This window comes from Christiangramia flava JLT2011 (assembly GCF_001951155.1).
GTDB classification, from domain to species: domain Bacteria; phylum Bacteroidota; class Bacteroidia; order Flavobacteriales; family Flavobacteriaceae; genus Christiangramia; species Christiangramia flava.
In genome coordinates this window covers 591,716-612,922 of sequence record NZ_CP016359.1, presented here as the reverse complement: position 1 = coordinate 612,922, position 21,207 = coordinate 591,716, and the positions used below count along the sequence as shown (strand labels likewise).

23 protein-coding genes and 3 tRNA genes are annotated in these 21,207 nt (G+C 42.9%); 8 read left to right on the top strand and 18 right to left on the bottom strand.

Features of this window, described 5'->3' with window-relative positions; translation table 11 throughout:
• Both GRFL_RS02420 and GRFL_RS02415 read right to left on the bottom strand, forming a co-directional pair.
• On the bottom strand, positions 1 to 243 hold the full coding sequence (locus tag GRFL_RS02420) for a hypothetical protein (protein ID WP_083643121.1): 243 nt from the start codon (positions 241 to 243) through the stop codon (positions 1 to 3).
• Between the two features lie 56 nt (positions 244 to 299).
• Positions 300 to 1,022 carry a copper homeostasis protein CutC gene (locus GRFL_RS02415; RefSeq protein WP_083643120.1) on the bottom strand — a complete coding sequence of 241 codons (723 nt, stop codon included), beginning with the start codon at positions 1,020 to 1,022 and terminating at the stop codon, positions 300 to 302.
• Between the two features lie 100 nt (positions 1,023 to 1,122).
• Here GRFL_RS02415 and guaB point away from each other — a divergent pair, with 100 nt between their 5' ends.
• Positions 1,123 to 2,595, top strand: coding sequence for an IMP dehydrogenase (guaB, locus tag GRFL_RS02410; protein WP_083643119.1), 1,473 nt, complete (start codon positions 1,123 to 1,125; stop codon positions 2,593 to 2,595).
• A gap of 73 nt (positions 2,596 to 2,668) precedes the next feature.
• Here guaB and GRFL_RS02405 read toward each other — a convergent pair whose 3' ends face one another.
• Together GRFL_RS02405 and GRFL_RS02400 are read right to left on the bottom strand one after the other, a co-directional pair.
• Complete coding sequence (locus GRFL_RS02405) at positions 2,669 to 3,223, bottom strand: OmpH/Skp family outer membrane protein (protein WP_083643118.1); 555 nt, start codon at positions 3,221 to 3,223, stop codon at positions 2,669 to 2,671.
• 69 nt (positions 3,224 to 3,292) lie between these two features.
• Positions 3,293 to 3,745, bottom strand: a complete 453-nt coding sequence (locus tag GRFL_RS02400; RefSeq protein WP_083643117.1) for an SRPBCC family protein — start codon at positions 3,743 to 3,745, stop codon at positions 3,293 to 3,295.
• A 183-nt stretch (positions 3,746 to 3,928) separates the two neighbouring features.
• Between GRFL_RS02400 and GRFL_RS02395 the strand changes: the two genes are divergently transcribed.
• From GRFL_RS02395 to GRFL_RS02375, 5 genes are all read left to right on the top strand, one after another.
• Positions 3,929 to 4,786, top strand: coding sequence for a peptidyl-prolyl cis-trans isomerase (locus tag GRFL_RS02395; RefSeq protein ID WP_236995865.1), 858 nt, complete (start codon positions 3,929 to 3,931; stop codon positions 4,784 to 4,786).
• The gene (locus tag GRFL_RS02390) at positions 4,749 to 6,206 is read left to right on the top strand and encodes a peptidylprolyl isomerase (RefSeq protein WP_083643115.1); all 1,458 of its coding nucleotides are present in this window, start codon (positions 4,749 to 4,751) and stop codon (positions 6,204 to 6,206) included. The genes GRFL_RS02395 and GRFL_RS02390 overlap by 38 nt, the downstream gene beginning before the upstream one ends.
• 2 nt (positions 6,207 to 6,208) lie before the next feature.
• A complete protein-coding gene (locus GRFL_RS02385) occupies positions 6,209 to 7,159 on the top strand; it encodes an AAA family ATPase (RefSeq protein ID WP_083643114.1) in 951 nt (316 codons plus the stop codon).
• A gap of 338 nt (positions 7,160 to 7,497) precedes the next feature.
• Entirely contained in the window at positions 7,498 to 9,765 is a 2,268-nt protein-coding gene (locus GRFL_RS02380) for an aconitate hydratase (protein ID WP_083643113.1), read from the top strand.
• An 89-nt stretch (positions 9,766 to 9,854) separates the two neighbouring features.
• Entirely contained in the window at positions 9,855 to 10,415 is a 561-nt protein-coding gene (locus tag GRFL_RS02375) for a TlpA family protein disulfide reductase (RefSeq protein WP_083643112.1), read from the top strand.
• Here the strand turns inward: GRFL_RS02375 and GRFL_RS02370 are convergent, their stop codons facing one another.
• The 10 genes from GRFL_RS02370 to GRFL_RS02325 form a co-directional block, all read right to left on the bottom strand.
• Entirely contained in the window at positions 10,416 to 11,552 is a 1,137-nt protein-coding gene (locus GRFL_RS02370) for a lycopene cyclase family protein (protein WP_083643110.1), read from the bottom strand. It abuts the gene before it with no gap.
• A 9-nt stretch (positions 11,553 to 11,561) separates the two neighbouring features.
• On the bottom strand, positions 11,562 to 12,011 hold the full coding sequence (locus GRFL_RS02365; RefSeq protein WP_083643109.1) for a sterol desaturase family protein: 450 nt from the start codon (positions 12,009 to 12,011) through the stop codon (positions 11,562 to 11,564).
• 12 nt (positions 12,012 to 12,023) lie between these two features.
• The gene (locus tag GRFL_RS02360; protein WP_083645926.1) at positions 12,024 to 12,863 is read right to left on the bottom strand and encodes a phytoene/squalene synthase family protein; all 840 of its coding nucleotides are present in this window, start codon (positions 12,861 to 12,863) and stop codon (positions 12,024 to 12,026) included.
• A gap of 1 nt (position 12,864) precedes the next feature.
• A complete protein-coding gene (locus tag GRFL_RS02355) occupies positions 12,865 to 14,331 on the bottom strand; it encodes a phytoene desaturase family protein (RefSeq protein WP_083643107.1) in 1,467 nt (488 codons plus the stop codon).
• 5 nt (positions 14,332 to 14,336) lie between these two features.
• Positions 14,337 to 15,239, bottom strand: coding sequence for a MerR family transcriptional regulator (locus tag GRFL_RS02350; protein WP_083643106.1), 903 nt, complete (start codon positions 15,237 to 15,239; stop codon positions 14,337 to 14,339).
• 130 nt (positions 15,240 to 15,369) lie between these two features.
• Positions 15,370 to 16,140, bottom strand: a complete 771-nt coding sequence (locus tag GRFL_RS02345) for a TlpA family protein disulfide reductase (RefSeq protein ID WP_083643104.1) — start codon at positions 16,138 to 16,140, stop codon at positions 15,370 to 15,372.
• A 93-nt stretch (positions 16,141 to 16,233) separates the two neighbouring features.
• Complete coding sequence (locus GRFL_RS02340; protein ID WP_083645925.1) at positions 16,234 to 16,875, bottom strand: DUF2306 domain-containing protein; 642 nt, start codon at positions 16,873 to 16,875, stop codon at positions 16,234 to 16,236.
• 176 nt (positions 16,876 to 17,051) lie between these two features.
• Positions 17,052 to 17,135 (bottom strand) — tRNA-Leu (locus GRFL_RS02335).
• Between the two features lie 40 nt (positions 17,136 to 17,175).
• Positions 17,176 to 17,248, bottom strand: a tRNA-Lys gene (locus GRFL_RS02330).
• 31 nt (positions 17,249 to 17,279) lie between these two features.
• Positions 17,280 to 17,352 (bottom strand) — tRNA-Lys (locus tag GRFL_RS02325).
• A gap of 126 nt (positions 17,353 to 17,478) precedes the next feature.
• Between GRFL_RS02325 and GRFL_RS02320 the strand changes: the two genes are divergently transcribed.
• Positions 17,479 to 18,000: a shikimate kinase gene (locus GRFL_RS02320; protein ID WP_083643102.1), complete on the top strand. Its 522-nt coding sequence runs from the start codon at positions 17,479 to 17,481 to the stop codon at positions 17,998 to 18,000.
• On the opposite strand, the gene GRFL_RS02315 is transcribed toward GRFL_RS02320, so the two are convergent.
• From GRFL_RS02315 to GRFL_RS02305, 3 genes are read right to left on the bottom strand one after another with little or no spacing between them, the layout of a single operon-like run.
• On the bottom strand, positions 17,992 to 18,486 hold the full coding sequence (locus GRFL_RS02315; RefSeq protein ID WP_083643101.1) for a phosphoribosyltransferase family protein: 495 nt from the start codon (positions 18,484 to 18,486) through the stop codon (positions 17,992 to 17,994). The two genes, GRFL_RS02320 and GRFL_RS02315, sit on opposite strands and share 9 nt — an antisense overlap.
• Complete coding sequence (locus GRFL_RS02310) at positions 18,483 to 19,076, bottom strand: class I SAM-dependent methyltransferase (RefSeq protein WP_341475763.1); 594 nt, start codon at positions 19,074 to 19,076, stop codon at positions 18,483 to 18,485. The genes GRFL_RS02315 and GRFL_RS02310 overlap by 4 nt, the downstream gene beginning before the upstream one ends.
• Positions 19,063 to 19,458 carry an RNA-binding S4 domain-containing protein gene (locus GRFL_RS02305; protein ID WP_083643099.1) on the bottom strand — a complete coding sequence of 132 codons (396 nt, stop codon included), beginning with the start codon at positions 19,456 to 19,458 and terminating at the stop codon, positions 19,063 to 19,065. Before GRFL_RS02305 ends, GRFL_RS02310 begins: the two co-directional genes overlap by 14 nt.
• Positions 19,459 to 19,537: 79 nt before the next feature.
• Here GRFL_RS02305 and GRFL_RS02300 point away from each other — a divergent pair, with 79 nt between their 5' ends.
• On the top strand, positions 19,538 to 20,494 hold the full coding sequence (locus GRFL_RS02300) for an FKBP-type peptidyl-prolyl cis-trans isomerase (protein WP_083643097.1): 957 nt from the start codon (positions 19,538 to 19,540) through the stop codon (positions 20,492 to 20,494).
• Between the two features lie 73 nt (positions 20,495 to 20,567).
• Here the strand turns inward: GRFL_RS02300 and GRFL_RS02295 are convergent, their stop codons facing one another.
• Positions 20,568 to 21,164, bottom strand: coding sequence for an outer membrane beta-barrel protein (locus GRFL_RS02295; RefSeq protein WP_083645923.1), 597 nt, complete (start codon positions 21,162 to 21,164; stop codon positions 20,568 to 20,570).
• Positions 21,165 to 21,207: the final 43 nt, after the last annotated feature.

Genomic DNA, 21,207 nt, shown 5'->3' with positions numbered 1-21,207 from the left:
TTAAGCGGAAGCTGTTGGAGCCCAGTGATTGCAAAGCATTCCCGGGGCGGCCTTTTGCGGATTCGCGCAGGTTGGACCCTGATATCGCTGGCAATTCAGGCAATTTGGTTCGTTTTTGATCACTTCTCTCATATGAAAGCTGTCGCAGGTGTGCTGGTGACCTACTGATACATCGTGCTGCCGGCAAAAATTTTTGTCGAATTTCTCGCAATTCATGCAGCTGTTTCCAAGTCTGATACTCATAACTAAAATTTTAGCCTTCTGAAAGTACGACAGAAAAGCTTCAGAAACAATATAAATTAGGTTTTGCAGCTTGCGATGAGAGCCTTTATTTGCTGCAAATTTGAAACAGCTCGTTGTTCTTCAGCCAGATGTTTCAAACTATTCATGGGAACGTTTTTATTGAAAATCTGTGATTGAATCTGCGTGGCGGTGCTATGAATTTCATTAAAACCGGCATTTTTAAAAAGGCCCGCATTTTCAGCGGTAATTCCCGCGCCGGGCAAAATCGTAATTTTTTCTGCTGAATTTTTTAGTTCCTTCAGCAGGTTCAATCCTTGTGAAGCTTTAGGCTGCTGACCGGAAGTCAAAACCCTGTTAGCGCCCATTTTTTCCAGTTGCAGAAGGGACTGAAGCGGGTCTGGAACCCAGTCGAATGCGCGGTGGAATGTGAAGGCTAAAGGCTTGCTTGCACGGATAAGTTCTTCGGTTCGGGGAATGTCAATTTCAGAATTCTCCAGTAGGATACCGGAAACAATCCCGCTGCATCCCAGTTTTTGACAGATTTGTATATCTTTTTTCATCGCTTCAAATTCCGCATCAGAATAGGTGAAATCACCACTTCTTGGCCTGATGAGCACAAATACGGGAATACTAAGTTGTTTCACAACTTCAGCAATGAGGCCATAAGATGGAGTGATTCCGCCCACAGCCAGTTCGGCACAAAGCTCAATGCGATCTGCTCCTGCGGCTTCAGCATTAATGGCCGATTCCAGGTTTCCGCAGCAAATTTCAATCGTCATAGAATTTTAAAAATTTGGATTTCTAAGAAAGGCTTAAAGTTAAGGTAAAATATTCCCGATTTTAATTTGTACATTTGCATGCAATTAATTCTTAATTGCAATGACCGCACACGAATCCAAAATCTTAGGAGAAGGCCTTACTTACGACGACGTTTTGCTCGTCCCGGCATTTTCTGAAGTACTTCCCAGGGAAGTTAGCATCACCTCCAAATTTACACGTAACATTCCAATTAATGTCCCGATCGTATCGGCTGCGATGGATACCGTTACTGAATCGCGCATGGCTATTGCCATGGCCAGGGAAGGAGGGATAGGTGTGCTCCATAAAAACATGACGATTGAACAACAGGCGCTGAAGGTACGAAAGGTGAAACGTGCCGAAAGCGGCATGATCATCGACCCGGTGACGCTGCCAATTTCTGCTACTGTGAAAGATGCCAAGGCTTCCATGAAGGAGCATAGCATTGGCGGGATCCCGATCGTGGATGAAGAAGGCAGGCTGCTGGGCATCGTGACCAATCGAGATCTACGTTTCGAAAAAAATAACAACAGGCCGATCGCCGAAGTAATGACTTCTGATAACCTGGTAACGGTTTCTGAAGGAACTTCGCTGGAAGATGCCGAAGATATCCTTCAGGAGAATAAAATTGAAAAACTACCGGTCGTCAACAAAGAAGATAAACTGGTTGGTCTCATCACCTTCCGGGATATTACGAAACTTACCCAAAAGCCGATGGCGAACAAGGATTCCTACGGAAGACTTCGTGTTGCCGCAGCGGTTGGAGTGACCGGTGACGCGGTAGATCGTGTGGAAGCCCTTGTAAATGCTGGCGTAGATGCCGTGATCATTGATACGGCACACGGGCATACTAAAGGAGTGGTTCATGTGCTGAAAGAAGTAAAGAAAAAATTTAAGGACCTGGAAGTGGTCGTTGGGAATATCGCTACTGCGGAAGCTGCAAAATATTTGGTGGAAGCTGGAGCTGATGCCGTGAAAGTAGGAATTGGTCCAGGTTCCATTTGTACAACAAGAGTGGTAGCCGGAGTGGGAGTTCCGCAATTTTCTGCGGTTCTGGAAGTGGCTGCGGCTATCAAAGGTTCTGGTGTGCCGGTAATTGCCGATGGTGGTATTCGTTACACGGGAGATATTCCAAAGGCGATCGCAGCAGGTGCCGATTGTGTGATGCTGGGTTCGTTGCTCGCCGGAACAAAGGAATCACCCGGAGAAACCATTATTTACGAAGGAAGAAAATTCAAGTCTTACCGCGGGATGGGCTCTGTTGAAGCAATGCAGAAAGGTTCTAAAGATCGTTATTTCCAGGATGTGGAAGATGATATCAAGAAACTGGTTCCGGAAGGTATCGTTGGTCGCGTGCCTTACAAAGGTGACCTGGAAGAAAGTATTCACCAGTTCGTAGGTGGTTTGAAAGCCGGTATGGGCTACTGTGGTGCGAAAGATGTGGAAACGCTTAAGGAAAACGGGCGGTTTGTGAAGATCACCGCCGCCGGGGTTCACGAAAGTCACCCGCACGATGTGACCATTACCAAGGAATCTCCTAATTACAGCAGGTAATTCAATAATATATATAGATACTAAAAAAGCCGGTTTTGAAACCGGCTTTTTTAATGAGTTGTTTTTCGGAAAATTATTTTCCCGAGTCGTCTTTTACAACGGTGTTCGGATTGGTTTGCGGAGCTTTCGCTTCGATTCCCAAAATATCCATCACTTTTTCCGTAATATCATCTTCTACCCGTGAAAAAGCGAGTCCGCTGGCGCTGGCGTGAAAGATCTGCGTATATCCTTCCTGCTGGATCACCTGTTTCATGGCAGCATCGATCTTTTCGTAAAGCGGCCCGGTTAGTTCGTTGCGCTTCATCTGGATCATCACACCTGCTTTCTGACGGAAACCTTTGATATCGTTTTCCAGTTCCATGAGTTTACCCTGCTTTTCTTTCAAAGCAGTTTCGCTCAGCGTGTCATTGGTCGCCTGGTAATCTTTTACCAGTGCCTCATAATCAGTAATATTGCCTTGAAGGTCGCCCTGCAACTGCTGGTTATACTCTTCCAGCTGCTTGTTCAGGTCGGCGGTCTCTGGCATTTGCGAGAGGATATATTCGGCGTCTATGGTGCCTATTTTACTCTGGGCGAACGTCGCCAAGCTTACAAAAAGAAATACTACGGCTAAACTTGCTTTTTTCATTTTTTAATTGATTTTTCGCAAATATAAGAGCCTGAAGAGAATATAGCTTCAAAATTTCTGAAAAATGGACTATCCTTCTTTCGGAACCCTGGTTCCATCTTCTGCGAAAGCCTTGAAATCTTTCATAAACTGGGAGGATTGTTTTTTAAAAGCGCCCGGCATGAGCGCACCGATTATTTTCATCATTCCGCTGAATTGGAATTCACTTTCTGAAGTCCATTCGGTATTTCCATTGATTTCCCGAAAATAGTTATGCTGAATATTGTACACGCCTTTTGCCTCGTAGGTTGCTGAAAATGCTTCCGGCAGTTCGTTCCGTAAGACCGTTTCAGTCATTTCGATCTTGCGGTTGTTCATGCGATATTTCAGCATGTTTGTAGAGCCTTCAGATCCCAGTTCTCCTGAAATTTGGTTAAATGAGAGGAAACCTCGCTGCCAGAGCGGGAAATTTTCAGGGTCTGAGAACTTGTCGATAAATTCCTTCCGCGGAATTCTCACGATTATTTGTTGCTGGTATTTCATAGTGAGCTGGTTTTGAAACTGCTAAAGTTAAACTACAGAAAAATAAGCCTTTAAATTATAATTTTTAATAATTCATTTTCGTTAAGGCAATTAGCTTGCAGAACCTTAAAGTATTCTTATTTTTGCGCGATAGGCAGTTGGAATGCAATTAGACTGTAGAGCAGCTGTTTAAACTTTTAGATTTTGAGACACTGTCTTAGAGCAATTTTTGGACTTATGTTGGTGCTGGTGACCAGTTGCCAGTATTTTGAAAAATCAGAAGATCGGGAACCGGTAGTTCGGGTAAACGATTCCTATCTGTATAAAGACGACATCAGTAAACTGCTGAATGAGGATACTTCGCCGCAGGACAGTGCGGTGATCGTTTCGAGTTATATCACCCGGTGGGCGACGCAACAATTGTTGATAGACCGCGCCAAACTGAATCTTCCGGAGCAGCAGCAACAGGAGTTCAACGACCTGGTGGCGAACTACCGGAATGAGCTTTATACCAATGCGTATACTGATGCGCTGGTTTCAAGAGATCTGGACACGACGCTGAACAATACGGAAATTGCCGAGTATTACGAGGCGAACAAGGAAAATTTCATCCTGAACGAAGACCTGGTAAAGTTGAGGTATATCAACCTTCCGAATGAGACGAACAACCTGGATGAGATCATTCAGAAATTCCGAAGATTCAATGAAGATGACCAGGCAGATCTGGCAAATATGGCCATACAGTTCCGGAATTACTCGATGAACGACTCGGTTTGGGTCAAAACCAAATCGGTTTACGATAAAATTGGACCGCTTTCTGCAGATGACAGGCAGACCTTGCTGAAAAAGTCTAATTTTATGCAGTTAAGTGATTCGCTAAACACCTATCTTGTTTACGTGAATGATGTGCTTACCAGAAATGACCAGGCACCGCTGGAATACGCGAAGCCTACGATCAGGGAAATATTGCTGAACAAGCGTAAACAGAACCTGATCAAAGAACTTGAGAAAGATATTACAAAAGATGCAATTGAAAATAATGAATTTGAAATCTACAATTAAATACAGCCTTTTAAGTATTGGGCTTTTGACCTGTTTAGGATCGTACGCGCAGGAAGTGGTGGTGACTGATAGTAGTTCCATCCCAATGAACGAACAGGTAGTAAAAGATACCGTAGTAGAAAAGGGAAAACAGCGACGTAAGGTAGATGGTATCGCCGCCGTGGTTGGGCAGTTTATCATCCTTGACAGCGATATAGACCTGATGTATAAGGATATGCAGAGCCAGGGGATTTCTACTGCTCAGGTTACCGATTGTAATCTGGCCGGTTCGCTGATGGAAAATAAATTATATGCCCACCAGGCCATCCAGGACAGTATCATTGTGACAGACGCGCAGGTAGAGGGTATTGTGGAACAGACCATCCAGGGGTTTTTGCAACAGGCAGGATCGATGGATCGCCTGCTGCAATTCTATAACAAAGACAGTGAGGAAGAACTGCGCACGGAACTCTTCGAACTAACCAAGCAACGCCAGCTTGCCCAGCGCATGCAGCAAAAGATCATTGAAGACGTGACCATTACTCCGGAAGAGGTCAAACAATATTACGATAATATGGAAGAGAAGCCGGTATTTGGTACCGAAGTAGAACTTTCACAAATCGTTATCGAACCGGAAGTGCCGGAAGAAGAAAGACAAAAAGTCATCGACAGGCTCAATGAATTCAAGGCAGATGTGGAAGACAATGGAGCGAGCTTTGCAACCAAAGCGGTATTGTACTCAGATGATCCGGGGACGGCTCCGGGCGGTGGAAAGATCACCATGACCCGTAAAGACCAGTTCGTAAAAGAGTTTAAAGATGTGGCCTTTAGTTTACAGGAAGGCGAGGTGAGTGAACCTTTCGAAACCATCTTCGGGTACCATATTATCAAGATCGATGATATTCGCGGTCAAACGGTAGACCTAAGGCATATCCTGCTCATTCCTGATGTGACCAATGCTTCAGTGGAAGCTGCTCGCAAGGAGATCGATACCGTGCGTAAAAAGATCGTAGATGGCGAGCTGGATTTTGCAGACGCAGCGAGAGAAGTTTCAGACGAAGAGGAGACCAGAAATGAAGGAGGGAAATTAATCAATCCGCGAACCAGTGATACCCGTTTTGAACTAACGAAAATGGATCCGGAACTTTTCCAGCAGGTGGAAGGTTTGGAAGAAGGAGAGATTTCCCAGGTTTTGAGACAGCAAACCAGGACAGGAAGACCTCAGTTCAAGATCATTAAAGTGACTAAAAAAATTCCGGAGCACGCGGCCGATTATGCTACCGATTATCAGAAGATCAAAGACCTGGCGCTTAAAGACAAGCAATTAAAGCGAATCGAAGAGTGGCAGAAAGAGAAGATCAACGATACCTATATCAAGGTGAACGGGAAATACCGTGATTGCGAATATACCAGCGAATGGGTAAAAGATAAAAATCAGTAATCATGAGTGATGTGGCTCTGGTAGAAAAACTGGTTTCCCGGCATCAGGAGCTCAGAAATGAGATTTCCAGGGTCATTGTGGGGCAGGATGCGGTGGTGAATGAAATCCTGATCTCTATTTTTTCAGGAGGACACTCCTTGCTGATTGGTGTTCCAGGGCTGGCAAAGACACTAATGGTCAATACCATTGCCAAAACCTTAGGGTTGGACTTTAAAAGAATTCAGTTCACACCAGATCTAATGCCGAGTGACATCCTTGGTGCCGAAATCCTGGATGAGAACCGAAATTTTAAATTTATCAAAGGTCCGGTTTTCACCAATATTCTTCTTGCTGACGAGATTAACAGAACGCCGCCAAAAACACAGGCTGCCCTGCTGGAAGCCATGCAGGAACGCGCCGTAACAGTGGCCGGCCATCATTATAAACTGGATCAGCCCTATTTTGTGCTGGCAACCCAAAACCCCATTGAGCAGGAAGGAACCTATCCCTTACCAGAGGCACAGCTGGATCGGTTCATGTTTGCGATCACCCTGGATTATCCAAGTTTTGAGGAAGAAGTTGCGGTAGTGAAAAATACCACTACTGATCAGACTGCGGAAGTGCGAAAACTCTTCAATGCGGCTGAAATTTCTGAAATTCAGCAGGTGATCAGGCGTATCCCGGTCCCTGATAATGTCGTAGAGTACGCGGTGCGGCTGGTTGGGAAAACCCGGCCCCACAAAGATTCCCCGGAACTCGTCCGCAATTATTTAGACTGGGGAGCAGGACCAAGAGCCTCCCAAAACCTGATTCTGGCCGCAAAAACTCATGCTGTGATCAATGGAAAGTTTTCCCCAGATATTGAAAATGTGCGTGCCGTAGCCTTCGGGATTTTGCGACACCGTATCATTAAAAATTACAAGGCTGAAGCCGAAGGAATTTCCGAAGAACATATCATCAGGGAACTTTTTTAGTAAAATTCCATTTTAAAAATATTCCGAAGACTTGCCAATTTTTTCAGTTTTGGCGAGATCGCATGAGAATGCCTCTTTTCGGGCTTAAATTTCTTTCCTTTCAAAAGTTTTTTTCGCTAAAAGCAATTCCGAAGAAACTATTTCCACAATTTATCCTGCTCAAAATTATCAAATTCTTAATCTGATCGATATTTTTTGATATTTGATAAATTTTTTAGTTGAAATACTGATTTTTCTGAGATTATTTTCATCTATACTTCATAAACACTTTCAATTTTCAAATACGAGCATAAATTCTTAATTTTGCGAGACTTTAGAATAAAAATTTATACAGGAATATGGCATACGATATTGATATGATCAAGCAGGTTTATAGCCACATGGCCGATCGTGTAAATAAAGCGCGCGAGGTTGTGGGTAAACCATTGACACTTTCAGAAAAAATTCTTTATTCTCACCTTTGGGATGGGGAAGCAAAAGAAGCCTTCAAAAGAGGTAAAGATTACGTAGAATTCGCGCCAGACAGGATTGCCTGCCAGGATGCGACTGCGCAAATGGCTTTGCTTCAGTTCATGCAGGCTGGGAAGAAAAAGGTAGCAGTACCAACAACTGTGCATTGTGATCACCTGATCCAGGCTAAAATGGGTGCGGCCATCGACCTTCAGGCGGCCAATAAGAGCAGTAGTGAGGTTTTTGATTTTCTGGAATCAGTATCTAATAAATACGGAATTGGTTTCTGGAAGCCGGGTGCAGGTATTATTCACCAGGTAGTTCTTGAAAACTATGCATTCCCGGGAGGTATGATGATTGGTACTGATTCTCACACGGTAAACGCCGGTGGTCTTGGTATGGTAGCTATTGGTGTTGGTGGAGCAGATGCTGTAGACGTGATGGCAGGAATGCCTTGGGAACTGAAATTCCCAAAATTGATTGGTGTGAAATTAACCGGATCACTTTCCGGATGGACTGCACCAAAAGATGTGATCCTTAAAGTTGCTGGTATTCTTACCGTGAAAGGTGGTACCGGAGCAATAATTGAATATTTCGGGGAAGGAGCCAGATCGATGTCTTGTACTGGTAAAGGTACCATTTGTAATATGGGAGCTGAGGTTGGAGCAACGACTTCAACTTTTGGTTATGACGATTCTATGGAACGTTACCTGCGCGCAACGAACCGTGCTGATGTGGCTGATGCTGCAAATGCCGTTCGTGAGCACCTGACCGGTGATGATGAGGTGTATGCAAATCCTGAGCAGTATTTTGATGAATTAATCGAAATCAACCTTTCAGAATTGAAACCTCACCTTAACGGTCCTTTTACTCCGGATTTGGCAACGCCAATTTCTGAAATGGGTGAAAAAGCAAAAGAAAATGACTGGCCAATCAATGTGGATTGGGGATTAATCGGCTCCTGTACCAACTCTTCTTATGAAGATTTGACCAGAGCTGCTTCGATTGCAAAACAGGCTGTAGATAAAAAGATCAAAGCGAAATCAGATTTCGGTATCAATCCTGGTTCTGAGCAAATTCGTTTTACTGCGGAAAGAGATGGCCTTCTTCAGATTTTTGAAGACCTGGAAGCTACCGTGTTTACAAACGCCTGCGGGCCATGTATTGGTCAGTGGGATCGTAGTGACCGCAAAGGGGAAGAGAAGAACACGATCGTTCACTCTTTCAACCGTAACTTCTCTAAACGTGCCGATGGTAACCCAAATACGCATGCTTTCGTAGGATCTCCTGAAATGGTTGCTGCAATTGCAATTTCGGGTAGACTGGATTTTGATCCCACACGTGATAAATTGATCAACGAGGATGGGGAAGAAGTGATGTTGGATGAGCCAAAAGGTATCGAATTGCCAACCAAAGGTTTTGCAGTAGAGGATCCTGGATATGTGGAGCCAAAAGAAGATGGTAGCGATGTAGAGGTAAAAGTAGCTTCAGATAGCGAACGTTTGCAACTGCTTACTCCATTTGAGCCATGGGATGGTAAAAACCTGATGGGTGCAAAACTATTGATCAAAGCATGGGGTAAATGTACTACTGATCATATTTCTATGGCTGGTCCATGGTTAAGATATCGTGGTCACCTGGATAATATTTCCAATAACTGTTTGATCGGTGCGGTGAACGCTTATAACAAGAAAACCAACTTCGTAAAAAGCCAGATCACTGGTGAATATGACGGAGTGCCGGCCGTTCAGAGAGAATACAAGGCTAAAGGTATTCCAACAGTAGTGGTTGGAGATCACAACTACGGAGAAGGATCTTCCAGAGAGCACGCGGCGATGGAGCCGAGACACCTTGGGGTAAAAGTAGTATTGGTTAAATCTTTCGCCCGTATTCATGAAACAAACCTGAAGAAACAGGGAATGTTGGGTCTTACTTTCGCCAATGAAGATGATTACGATTTGATTCAGGAAGATGATACCTTTAACTTTATTGATTTGGAGAACTTTGCGCCAGATACACCATTGACGATCGAGATCGTTCATGCTGATGGTAGTAAGGATACGATCAAAGCGAACCACACTTATAATGCGCCACAAATCGAGTGGTACAAGCATGGTTCTGCACTGAACCTTATCAAAAAACAAAATGCAGCATAATTTCTGCTGAAAATTGATACTGAAACTCCCGTGAAAACGGGAGTTTTTTTATGCACTTCCCGTAACTTTGCAGCACTAAAAAAAGGCTTATGAAACTCTTGAAGAATCAGTGGAGCAATATTATTTTTATCGTGATCATTTTGGCGCTGATCATTCCTTCCACTCGCAAACCTATTCAGATATTCGTAAATAAACTTATTAGTTTCGCACCTTCTGTGACCGATGAAGAAGAGCGTGAAACGATCGCCAGCTACAACTGGGCGCTGGAAGATGTGAATGGAAAGCGGGTCGATTTCAATCAGTTCAAAGGCGAAGTAATCGTGGTGAATTTCTGGGCGACCTGGTGCCCCCCTTGTTTGGCCGAAATGCCCTCATTCCAGGAGCTACACGAGGATTATGGCAACAAGGTGCGTTTCCTGTTCGTGTCTAACGAGGAGCATGAAACTGTTGATAATTTCATGAAGCGCAAACGTTTTGATCTTCCAAGTTTTAAAATGCTCAGCCAGGCACCTGCACCAATGGACGGGCGCACGCTCCCAACTACTTATGTCCTGAATAAAAAAGGGCAGATCGTGGTGGAAAAAGTGGGTTCTGCCGACTGGAATAGTGATAAATTCCGGAAAACGCTGGACGGTTTACTCGCCGAGTAATTACAATTTCCTGAAAAAAGATTTTAAAAATTCCCGGTGGTACATCGAAAACATAATGTTCCGGTTTTCTGAAGCGGTGGTTTCTTCATCCAAAAACCTGAAAATATCCGTGATCTCATTCTTGGTATATAACTTCTGAAAAAGGCCTTTTCCAAGATCGTTCCGTCGCATCAATACATCCAGGAAAATCGCATCGAATTTTCTGAATTTTTTATTGATCAGGTCTTTCCCGGGATGGTAACCACTTTTAATATTCTCGATCAACTTTTGGATTTTTTTCTCGGTATTTTTAAAGGAATAACCGGAAGAGGCTTTCACCCAGCCACCAGCCGTCCCGATCTTGGTGAGATAAGCGCTGTTTTCCTTTTCAAAAGGATAATCGGTCATGGGAATAACGCCTTTTTCAGTTTCTAGCACTTGCCATTCTTTCAATAACAGCACCTTCCGAAGATATTGCTCGAGCAATTCGTCATATTCTTCACTTCCGCTCATGTCTGGGGTGAAAAAAGTGAATTCTACCAGTGCTTTTTTTTCAGAAAAAGGAAGAACGTATGTGAAACAGGTTTTATTCTGGTAGGAAATGCGGTAATCCATCATTGTAAAGGCTTCCGGATCAAAAACTGCTTTCTCCGTTTCAATAAGTAAACCTTTAAAATGTTGGTAGATCAGGCTCGTGCGATCGGAAGTTTTGTAGGCTTCGTGCAACCGACTATCGAAAAAATGCGTCGCCGTATAGGTTTTGTTTTTTCCGATGGCCGTGCGCGTGACCAGGTCTATTTTTTCAATTTCATCATTGATAAAAAATACATCGGGTGAATCCTGGAGCAGGTCTTTGATCTTCTCGTAAAAATCAATGGAGCGTACCATTTTGTAGCGATATGGCCCAAGATCAAATTTTTCTGAAATTTCCGGAGTATTGAAATAAGTATAGGCCCACTTATGGTGAACGATATCGTCCCATTTGGCACCGCCATTTTCCCAATAACACCAGGTTTTGTCATTCCGAAGTTTTTCAGAAGGTTCTACAACGGCAATTTTCTTTCCTTTAAAAAAAACGTCCTGAGAAATTTCCGCAGCCAGTTGCAGCCCGGCCAGACCACCGCCCACTATCACGTAGAAATAATCTGGCGTTAGCATAGGGAATGATTATTTTTTGAAGTACTTGAACGGCACCAACAGCATCCCGAAACATTCTCCGTCATCTTTCCCCAGGTGTTTGTGATGCATTTTATGTGCTCTCCTGATGCCTTTTGCGTAGCGATTATTGGCATTTCGGAAGATCTTGAACCGCTGGTGGATGAAAATATCATGAACGGTAAAATAAGTGATCCCGTATGCAAGGATTCCCAGGCCAATTGGCAGGCCTAACCAGAAACCGGCATATTTCCAGCCGAGGAAGCAGCCAATGCTCACCAGTGCGTAAAAAACGAAGAACAAATCGTTGCGTTCCCACCAGCTGCTGTGATCTTTTTTATGATGATCCTGGTGCAGTTTCCAGAGAAAACCGTGCATGATATATTTATGTGTAAACCATGCCATCCCTTCCATGATGAGAAAAGTTCCCAGAAATACTACGATCCATAAAACTGTATTCATTATTCTGAGTTTTTATATGAGGTTTAAGCGATAGGAAAGATACGACTTTGCCAGCAATCCTGCTTTCTCGTAATTCGGCACCCGGATACGACGTTTCCTGATTTCCAGCGAGGGAACCTTTTTCAGTTTTTGAAGCAGTCGTCGATAGTAAATATAAGCGGTGTAGACACCAAATTTGGCTTCGACCGGTAATTCTGCGATACCTTTCAGGCCAAGATGAAAATCATTCTCAATTTCTTCAATGATATTGGTTTTGTTCACTTCGTCAAGTTCTGCAAGATCCACATTTGGGAAATAACTGCGGCTGAGGTCTTCGTAATCGGCTTTAAGATCCCGGAGGAAATTTACCTTTTGAAAGGCAGATCCCAGGCTCATGGCGGCCTGCTTGAGTTTTTGATATTTCTGGCTGTCACCTTTTACAAATACTTTGAGGCACATTAAACCTACAACATCAGCACTTCCGTAAATGTATTTATTGTATTCCTCGACGCTGAGATACGTGGTTTTGTGAAGGTCCAGACGCATACTTTCCATAAAAGAAATATAGAGATCTTCGGAAATTTGGTATTTGTGCACGGTTTCCTGAAAGGCGTTTAAAATGGGGTTCAGGCTTATCTTATTGTCAATCGCCTGGTGCAGGTCTTCCTCAAAATCGTCAAAAAGCTGCTCTTTATCATAATCATGGAAAGTATCCACAATTTCATCGGCCAGACGAACAAAACCGTAAATGTTGTAAATATCCTGCCTTATGGAAGGGGCAAGCATTTTGGTAGCAAGGGAGAAAGAGGTGCTATAGGAATTGGTCACCGTCTGGCTGCAACTTCTTGAGACCTCGTCAAAGATCGCTTTCATATCAATTTTTTTCATTTTTTTCAATCAGTCCGGCGGCCAGTTTTCCTGAAATCAGGGAAGGAGGGACACCGGGGCCGGGCACGGTTAACTGCCCGGTAAAGTAAAGCTGGTTAACTCTTTTACTTTTTATTTTTGGTCGTAAGAAAGCAGTCTGGAAGAGGGTGTTGGCCATTCCGTATGCATTTCCTTTATACGAATTATAGGCTTCTTTGAAGTCGTTAACGCAAAAGGATTTCTTAAAAATAACATTATTTTCGACTTTTTGGCCGGTTAATTGCTCAAACCGCCGAATAATGAGCTTAAAATAATAATTTCTTAATTCTTCTGTGTCTTCCAGGTCTGGTGCTAAAGGAATCAGGAAAATGCCTGCCTCTTTACCTTCCGGAGCGCAGCTGTCATCTGTAAGTGATGGAAAACTAGCATAAAAAAGCGGGTTTTCCGGCCACTTTGGATGGTCATATATATCCTTTGCGTGTTCCTGAAAATCAGAATCAAAGAAGAGGGTATGATGTGACACATTCTGAAGTTTTTTGTCAAAACCCACGTAAAATAGCAGGCTGGACGGGGCGAAGGTTTTTTTGTCCCAGTAAGCTTCGGAATACTGCCTAAATTTCTTCGGAAGTAGTTCTTCGGAATGGTGATAATCTGCGCCGCTCAAAACAATGTCTGAATGATATTCTTTTCCGCCAACGATCACGCCGCAGGCTTTATTATTTTTCAAAATAACCTGGTTAACGGGGCTGTTCAGATGGAAGTGCACTCCCAGTGATTCGGCTAATTGCTGAATACCCTCGATCACGGAATACATTCCGCCTTTAGGGTGCCAGGTACCAAGCCCGAAATCGGCATAGTTCATAAAGCTGTAAAATGCCGGAGTGTCTGAAGGTTTAGCGCCGAGAAATAACACGGGGAATTCCAGTATCTGGCGTAATTTGTCATTTCTGAAATCTTTTCCAACATCAGAACTGATATTGGTGAAAAAACGTCCAAGCCTCGTGATCGTTGCAGGAGTGACCAGTTCGAGGGGCGAAACTCCCGGCCGGTAGACCAGGTCCTTGATGGCGATGTCGTAATTATCCCGTGCTTTGGTGATGAATTCCCGAAGCTTTTCAGAACTTCCTGTTTCAACAGTTTCAAAACTTTGATAGATATTTTCGAGTCCGGCAGGAATAACCACGGAATCATCTTTTCCAAAATAGACTTCGTAAGCAGGATCCAGTTTTTCCAATTGGTAAAAATCAGCAGCACTTTTTCCGAAGTCCTGGAAAAAACGTTCGAAAACATCTGGCATCCAGTACCAGGTTGGACCAATATCAAAAGTAAACCCGTCTTTTTTATACTGCCGGGCACGGCCTCCAACCGTATCGTTTTTTTCAAAAATATGAACTTCATAACCGGCCTGGGCCAGATAGCAGCTCGCGGAAAGCGCTGAAAATCCAGAACCGATGATGTTGATTGTTTTAGGCATGTAGTTTAATCGAGCGTGTTTATAAAATCTTCAATATCGGCGTAAATTCTCACATTCTTGTCCAGTTCCACATTTTCCAGGTCACGGGTCCGGGCACCGAGCAGGTGCAGCGGAAAGGATTTCTCCTGGTTGAGCGTTTCCTGGAATTCCGCAATAAAGTCGGTTACATTGGTATTGACCGGCGATACGGTAAGATAACTTACGAAAGCGAGGTTGTTATGGATTTTCAAAAGATAGTCCATATTGTTAAGCGGGAGGCTTGGGCCAAGATAAATAGCGTTCTTTCCGCGGGAGAGAATCTCGTAGTTCAGATAAAGAATTCCAATATCATGGATCTCATTATCAGGCAGGAACAAAACATATAGTTTTTCAGAATTAAGCTCTTGAGAGGTCTTCAGTTCGGCGATATTGAGATAAATTTTTTGTTTGATCAGTTCCACGATATAATGCTCGTGAATAGGTTTGATTGTATCTGTTTGCCACAGCAGCCCGATCTCCTCTAGCAAAGGCAGGAAAACATCATGAAAGATATCCCGAAATTCCCGGGTCGCACTCAATTTATTATAAGTTTCGTGAAATAGCTTTTCATCGAAATTAAGCATAGAGACCTTAAAAGCGTTCTTGGATCGGTTTTCTTCACTGGAAGAAGCCGTAATGCGTTTTACCAGACTTATGATCTCCTGATCGCTCATCTTCGAAATGCGGGAAATCTTGTAACCATGTTCGTTCAAAAAGGAAATATTCAGCAGCTTTTGAAGGTTCTTGCCATCGTAAGTGCGAATATTGGTCTCGGTACGGTCAGGATTGAGAATGTCATAGCGTTTTTCCCAAATGCGAATGGTATGGGCTTTCACGCCACTGAGGTGTTCCAGGTCTTTAATGCTGAAACTTTGTTTAATATGTTCCATAACTTCAATGAATAGCTAAACAAATCTAAATATTAATTACGTAGAATTTATACAGGATATGTTAAATTGTTTATCTATTCAGTTAAAAAGTTAAACAAAAATTTTCAATAAGTATGGACATTCCTTTTTATCATTCCCGCAGAATGTCTTCCAGTCTTTTAGAAAGATGCTCGGTATCATTGATCACCGACCAAATTTTTCCTTTGGTATCCACGATCATGTGCGTAGGAAACCTGTCAACCTTTAAAGTATCGGAAATGTAATCTTTGGAAACAGCAATCGCCCGGTAGTTATACGTTCTTTCGCTCAGAAAATTCCGAAGTTCTTCTTCCTCATCAAATGCCAGGCTCAGAAAAATAACATTTTCATCGCGATACTTTTCTACCAGCCGATTCATTTCTGGTATTTCTTTCACGCAGGGAAGGCAATGAATGAACCAGAATTTAAATACGATCACCTTACCCAGAAGATCATTTTTTGTATAGGTATTTCCGTCAATATCGGTGTATTTGAAATCAGGATAGTCGTTTTCCACAAGGCGATAATTGCGCTGTTCATCCTGTGCCTGGGATTGTACGGTATTGCCAATGCTTACCGGAGCGTTCGGAATGATGCGCTGCAGCCGGTAAACTCTTTTGGTTTCTTCGGAAATCATCTTTACCGGAAAGTAACTTCCTTCATTCAGTTTATTCAGAAATTGCCTTTTACTGATTTCTTCAGCATTTTCATCCAGTGCGATAAAATTGGCCGAAAGGTCTATATGTGAAATATCGTACTGAAGCCAGGTTACAAAATCTTTCTGAAGGGCAGGAAAATCGATATCAGGATCCTGGTATTTAGGTTTTTGAGAGCAGCCAGCAAGTAACAAAGCACAGATCAGCAGCGAAAAAATCGGTTTCATGGGATTCTTATAATTTTTGCTTAAAGATAGAATATAGAACGAAGTAGGAAAAGTTTCGGGCCTGTGGAATGGCTGAAATACTGGAAATTCAATTCATGCGGCCATTCCCGGTTGTTGTTCTTTTCTACGCAACCGAAGAATGAATAAATAGGCAACCAGTAAATTTGGAACCCAACTGAGCCAGCCTACCATAAGGTATGCTTTGGGGAATTCTCCAAAAACGATGATGAGTAGGGGTAGCCAGATCCTGAGGGTCACGGCGGAAAAGCAGATGGCATAACTATAGATCATCCACTCCTGGTGTTTTCTGATGTGATGCTTTCTGATAGCGGTAAAAGCCAGCATACTGGTCGTTAGCCAAATGAGCGCGCTGAGACTGAATGCGATCTGGTTGGAAACTCCACCGGTCGCAAATTGCGCAATATATAAACCGCAGCTGCCACTTATTAACACCGCCAGCAGGTAGACTCGGCCAATATTCCGATGAATTCTCGGGCGGTTTTTCCGAAGACGGGAATGAAATTGCATCCAGCCAATTAACAGGGCGATACCTCCTAAAATGATATGTCCGTAAAAAGCAAAATTCCAGGTGAAGTCGGTAAGCAGTAACTGGGTCTTGGAAGAAAGAAGGCCAAAATTCCGGTCGATCACAAAATAGAGCAGGGGATAAAGTCCCACGGAAATACTCAGTATGCCGAAAAGTATCCATTTGGAAGAGTGGAGGAATTTTGCCAAAATCAGGAATTTCAAAAAATGATTGATATCCTGAAAGTAATTTAATTTCAGTTGATTATCAAAAAAAATAAAGATGCAATATGCTGATATTCAGCAAAACTTTCAGTAGAATGATAAGAAAATCTTCGGAAGAAGACTGAAAGGATGTGTAATAAGAAATTCGGGAGTTGAAAAAGTGCCCGAGGCGGGAGTCGAACCCGCACGCCCTAATGGACACATGGCCCTCAACCATGCCTGTCTACCAGTTCCAGCACCCGGGCGAAATCAAGGGTTTTCAAGAAGAATTCCCTGTAGAAAAAGTGATCTGGCTGGGGCTCGAACCCAGGACCCTCTCCTTAAAAGGGAGATGCTCTACCAACTGAGCTACCAGATCGTTAAAAACAGTATTATTAAGAACTAAAAAGTGATCTGGCTGGGGCTCGAACCCAGGACCCTCTCCTTAAAAGGGAGATGCTCTACCAACTGAGCTACCAGATCAATAAATACATTCTGCTTTTTTGCGAATGCGGGTGCAAATATACACCCATTAATTTATTTTTCAAGCCTAAATTGGTATAATTTTATCATAGTTTTGCCTTTCACTCATTTTAAGAAGGTTAGAATATGAAAATTTTTCTTTTAGGCTATATGGGATCGGGCAAATCTACGGTTGGAAAGTTGCTGGCTGAACGACTAAAACATCGATTTGTAGACCTGGATCAGTATATTGAAGATCAGGAAGATGAGAAGATCAGTAGCCTTTTTCAGAAGAAAGGCGAAATTTATTTTAGGAAAAAAGAACGGGCGGCTTTAGACGAATTACTGGAGATGGAGGAAGCCTTGGTCATTTCTCTGGGCGGCGGAACTCCTTGTTACGGAGATAATCTTCAGGTCATTCAAAATTCTGCCGAAAACACGACCGTGTACCTGAAATATTCTATACCAATTTTACTGGAACGTCTTTGGAAGGAGAAGGAGCACCGGCCGGTAATCAGTCACCTGGAAGATCGGGAAAAATTAGAGGAGTTTATCAGAAAGCACTTATTTGAAAGAGGTTTTTACTACAACCAAAGCAATTTGATCCTTTCCTGTGATGAGCAGTCACCTGAGCAAATTTGCGCGGCGATTCAGGAAAAACTACGATAATTCCACTCGGTCATTCCCTTCTTCAAAAACCACTTTCACTGTTTCGTTCAGCGAAGTGGAAAGAGAAATGCCTTTAAAATCGGCCTTTACAGGATATTTTTTGTGATTTCTGTCAACAAGGACTGCGGTTTGGAATTTCTTCAGAGGTACTGCCAAAAAATGTCTTACGCCGTAAATGAGCGTCGTTCCTGAATTCAATACATCGTCTACCAGGACGATCGATTTATTGGTGTATTCTTCAGAGGACAGGGAAGTCTCGATAGGCTCTAGCGGGTTTTTCTTATCTACCCGTACTTCGCAGATCGTAGAGTCTATTTCCGAAATCTGGTCGAGATCCTTTTTGATGCGTTTGGCCAGGGTAAAACCGCTGTTGGTAATTCCGGCAATGATGATCTCATTTTCGTCTATGTTGTTTTCGTAGATCTGGTAAGCAATTCTTCTGATTTTATGCTGAATCTGCTCGTTGTTCAAAATGGGGTGGCTCATGCTTCCGGCTTTTTGCTGAATTTAAAAAAGAGTTCTTTTCCCTGTCGCGGCGGGATCGAATTGTAACATTCCTCGAAAATATCGATTTTGAAATACGGACTAAAATACGTCAAATATTCGTCTTTGGAGCCTCCGAAGGGCGGCCCGTCGTTGGTAAATTCAAAATTGAAAAGAATCCCGGCTATTTTCCCATTTTCCTCTAATAATTCGGAAACTTTTTCCGCATAACTGGCGCGGATCTTGGGCTGTAGTGCACAAAAGAACGTTTGCTCCAGGATAAGATCGTACCTCTCCTGGTGGCTGAAGAAATTTTCGTGGTGCAAATGGGATTCCGGAAAATCTGGAACCCGGTTTTTCAGGTTTTGCAGCGGCTGTGAAGCGATGTCGACCACATGTACGTTTTTAAAACCGTTTTGGAAAAGATATTCTGCTTCATAGGAATTGCCACCGCCTGGAATCAAAATTTTCAGATCCTGATCCTGGAGCTGGTCGATGTAATTCTTTAAAGGAGTGGAAATTTCACCAATATCCCATCCGGTTCTATTTTCCTCATATCGCTCTTCCCAAAAATTCTTATTAGAGTCCATCATCTTCTGTATTTTCCGAAGCGTTATCAAACCAGTCATCGATATCACGCCGATCTTTCTTGGTAGGGCGCCCCGTTCCTTTTTTTCGGTAGTAATCTTTGGAATATTTCAGAAGATCAAGTTTTTCAAAGGCTTCTTTCGGGGTTTTATCCTGTACGTAGATATTCACCAGCTTGGCACCTACACGGTTTGGGGGTAGATCCAGGATTTCCAGTTCGTAATTGATCTGGTTCTTTCTCACCACCAGTTGATCACCAGGAAAAACATCTTTTGATGGTTTTAAATTTTCGGTTCCAATCTTCACTTTTCCCTGCTTGCAGGCATTGGTAGCGATGCTTCTGGTCTTGAAATATCGTACACACCATAAAAACTTGTCCACTCTCATAATTTGCTCCCTAAATCAACGTTCATTATTAAGCAAAAATACTAGAATATTGTATCTTGCGCGTCCAAAATAAATTTCTATGAAGATAAACAGACTTGCTGTAATTCTTTTAGTATCGATACTGGTTTTCAGCTGTAAGAAAGACGATGATGGTGACACCACGGTGAACCTTCGGGATAGAGGGGAACAGGCCATTGCTGATGACCAGGCAATTATCGAGTACCTTTCTACTCACTTTTACAATTATGAGGAGTTCGAAAACCCGCCTGAAGGTTTCGATTACGAGATAGTGTATGATACGATCGCCGGCGATAATGCTGGAAAAACGGCAATAATAGAATCTGATAAGCTCTTTACCAAAACCATTAACTACGAAGGTGTAGATCAATTATTATATGTTCTGAAAGTAAGGGAAGGTGCAGGAGAAAAGCCCACTTTTGCTGATTCTACTTATGTTGGTTACCGGGGTGAGCTTTTAGATCATACCGTTTTCAATAGTTATTATAAAGCTTCTTTGTGGTTTGATCTTGGTGGTTACCAGTATATTTCTAACGGAACAATTCGACAGGATGGCGGAACTATTCTTGGTTTTGCAAGAGGACTGGAAGAGTTCGGTGGAGCATCTGGTTATGAGATTCAGGCTGATAATACCGTTAAGTGGAATGATGATTACGGAATTGGTGCTTTATTCATTCCTTCCGGTTTAGGCTATTTTGCTGCACCTCCTACCACCAAGATCGGTGCCTACAAACCTTTGGTATTCAGTTTCAAATTATATAATGTGAACCAGGCTGATCATGACGGGGATGGTATTCCCTCGTATATGGAAGACCTGGATGGTGATAAAGAACTATTTACTGATGATACAGATGGAGATGGCCTGGCCAATAGCTCGGATACAGATGATGATGGTGATGGTACGCCAACGCGCGATGAGATCGAAATTGATGAAGAAACAGGAGCGATCACTCTAACTGACACCAATGGAGACGGAACACCTGATTATCTGGACCCCGACTTCTTTAAGAATGATTAATATTGAAGAATAACAGTATAAAAAAAATCCCCGGGAAAAATTCCCGGGGATTTTTTTTGCTTTAATGGTCTTTTTATAATTCGTAAGCCAGGCTCAGAATAAACTGTGATGGCCTGGAATCAATCCGGAAATTATTATCATTTGCCATCTCTCCAAATGCATCATTTTCAGAAAAAGCTCCTTCGTATCGAGCATCAAATCCTAATCTGCCAAATTGTAACCCCACTCCCAGCTGGTAGCCAACCGTAACCTGCTTGTCTACCTCTCCAATTTCAAAAGAAGTATTTTGCAGCTCGTTTTTCAGAATATACTGAAAGGATGGTCCAGCCTTAATATTTAAAGGGCCAATTACATTTACGCCCACCAGGACCGGAGCGTCGATCTTTTTAAGCGCATAGTCAAAATCCTTATAATCGGTATTCAGTTCAGTGTAGAGTAACTCTGGTCTTATGAAAATTCCTGCCAGCTCAAACTGGCCGTAAAGTCCGGCATGAAACCCGGCTTTTTCCTTCCCTTTTACGATTTGCGAAGCATCTTCAGTGAACATACTGAAATTTTCATAATCTCCGGTCGCTCCGTAATTAAAACCACCGGTGATCCCAAAGGAAGCGTTTTGTGCAAAGACAAAACTTCCGGTCATGAAAATGGCGGCAATCAAAAATTTCTTCATCATAGCATCTAAGTTATTTGTTAGGTTATTATAACGTTTAAAA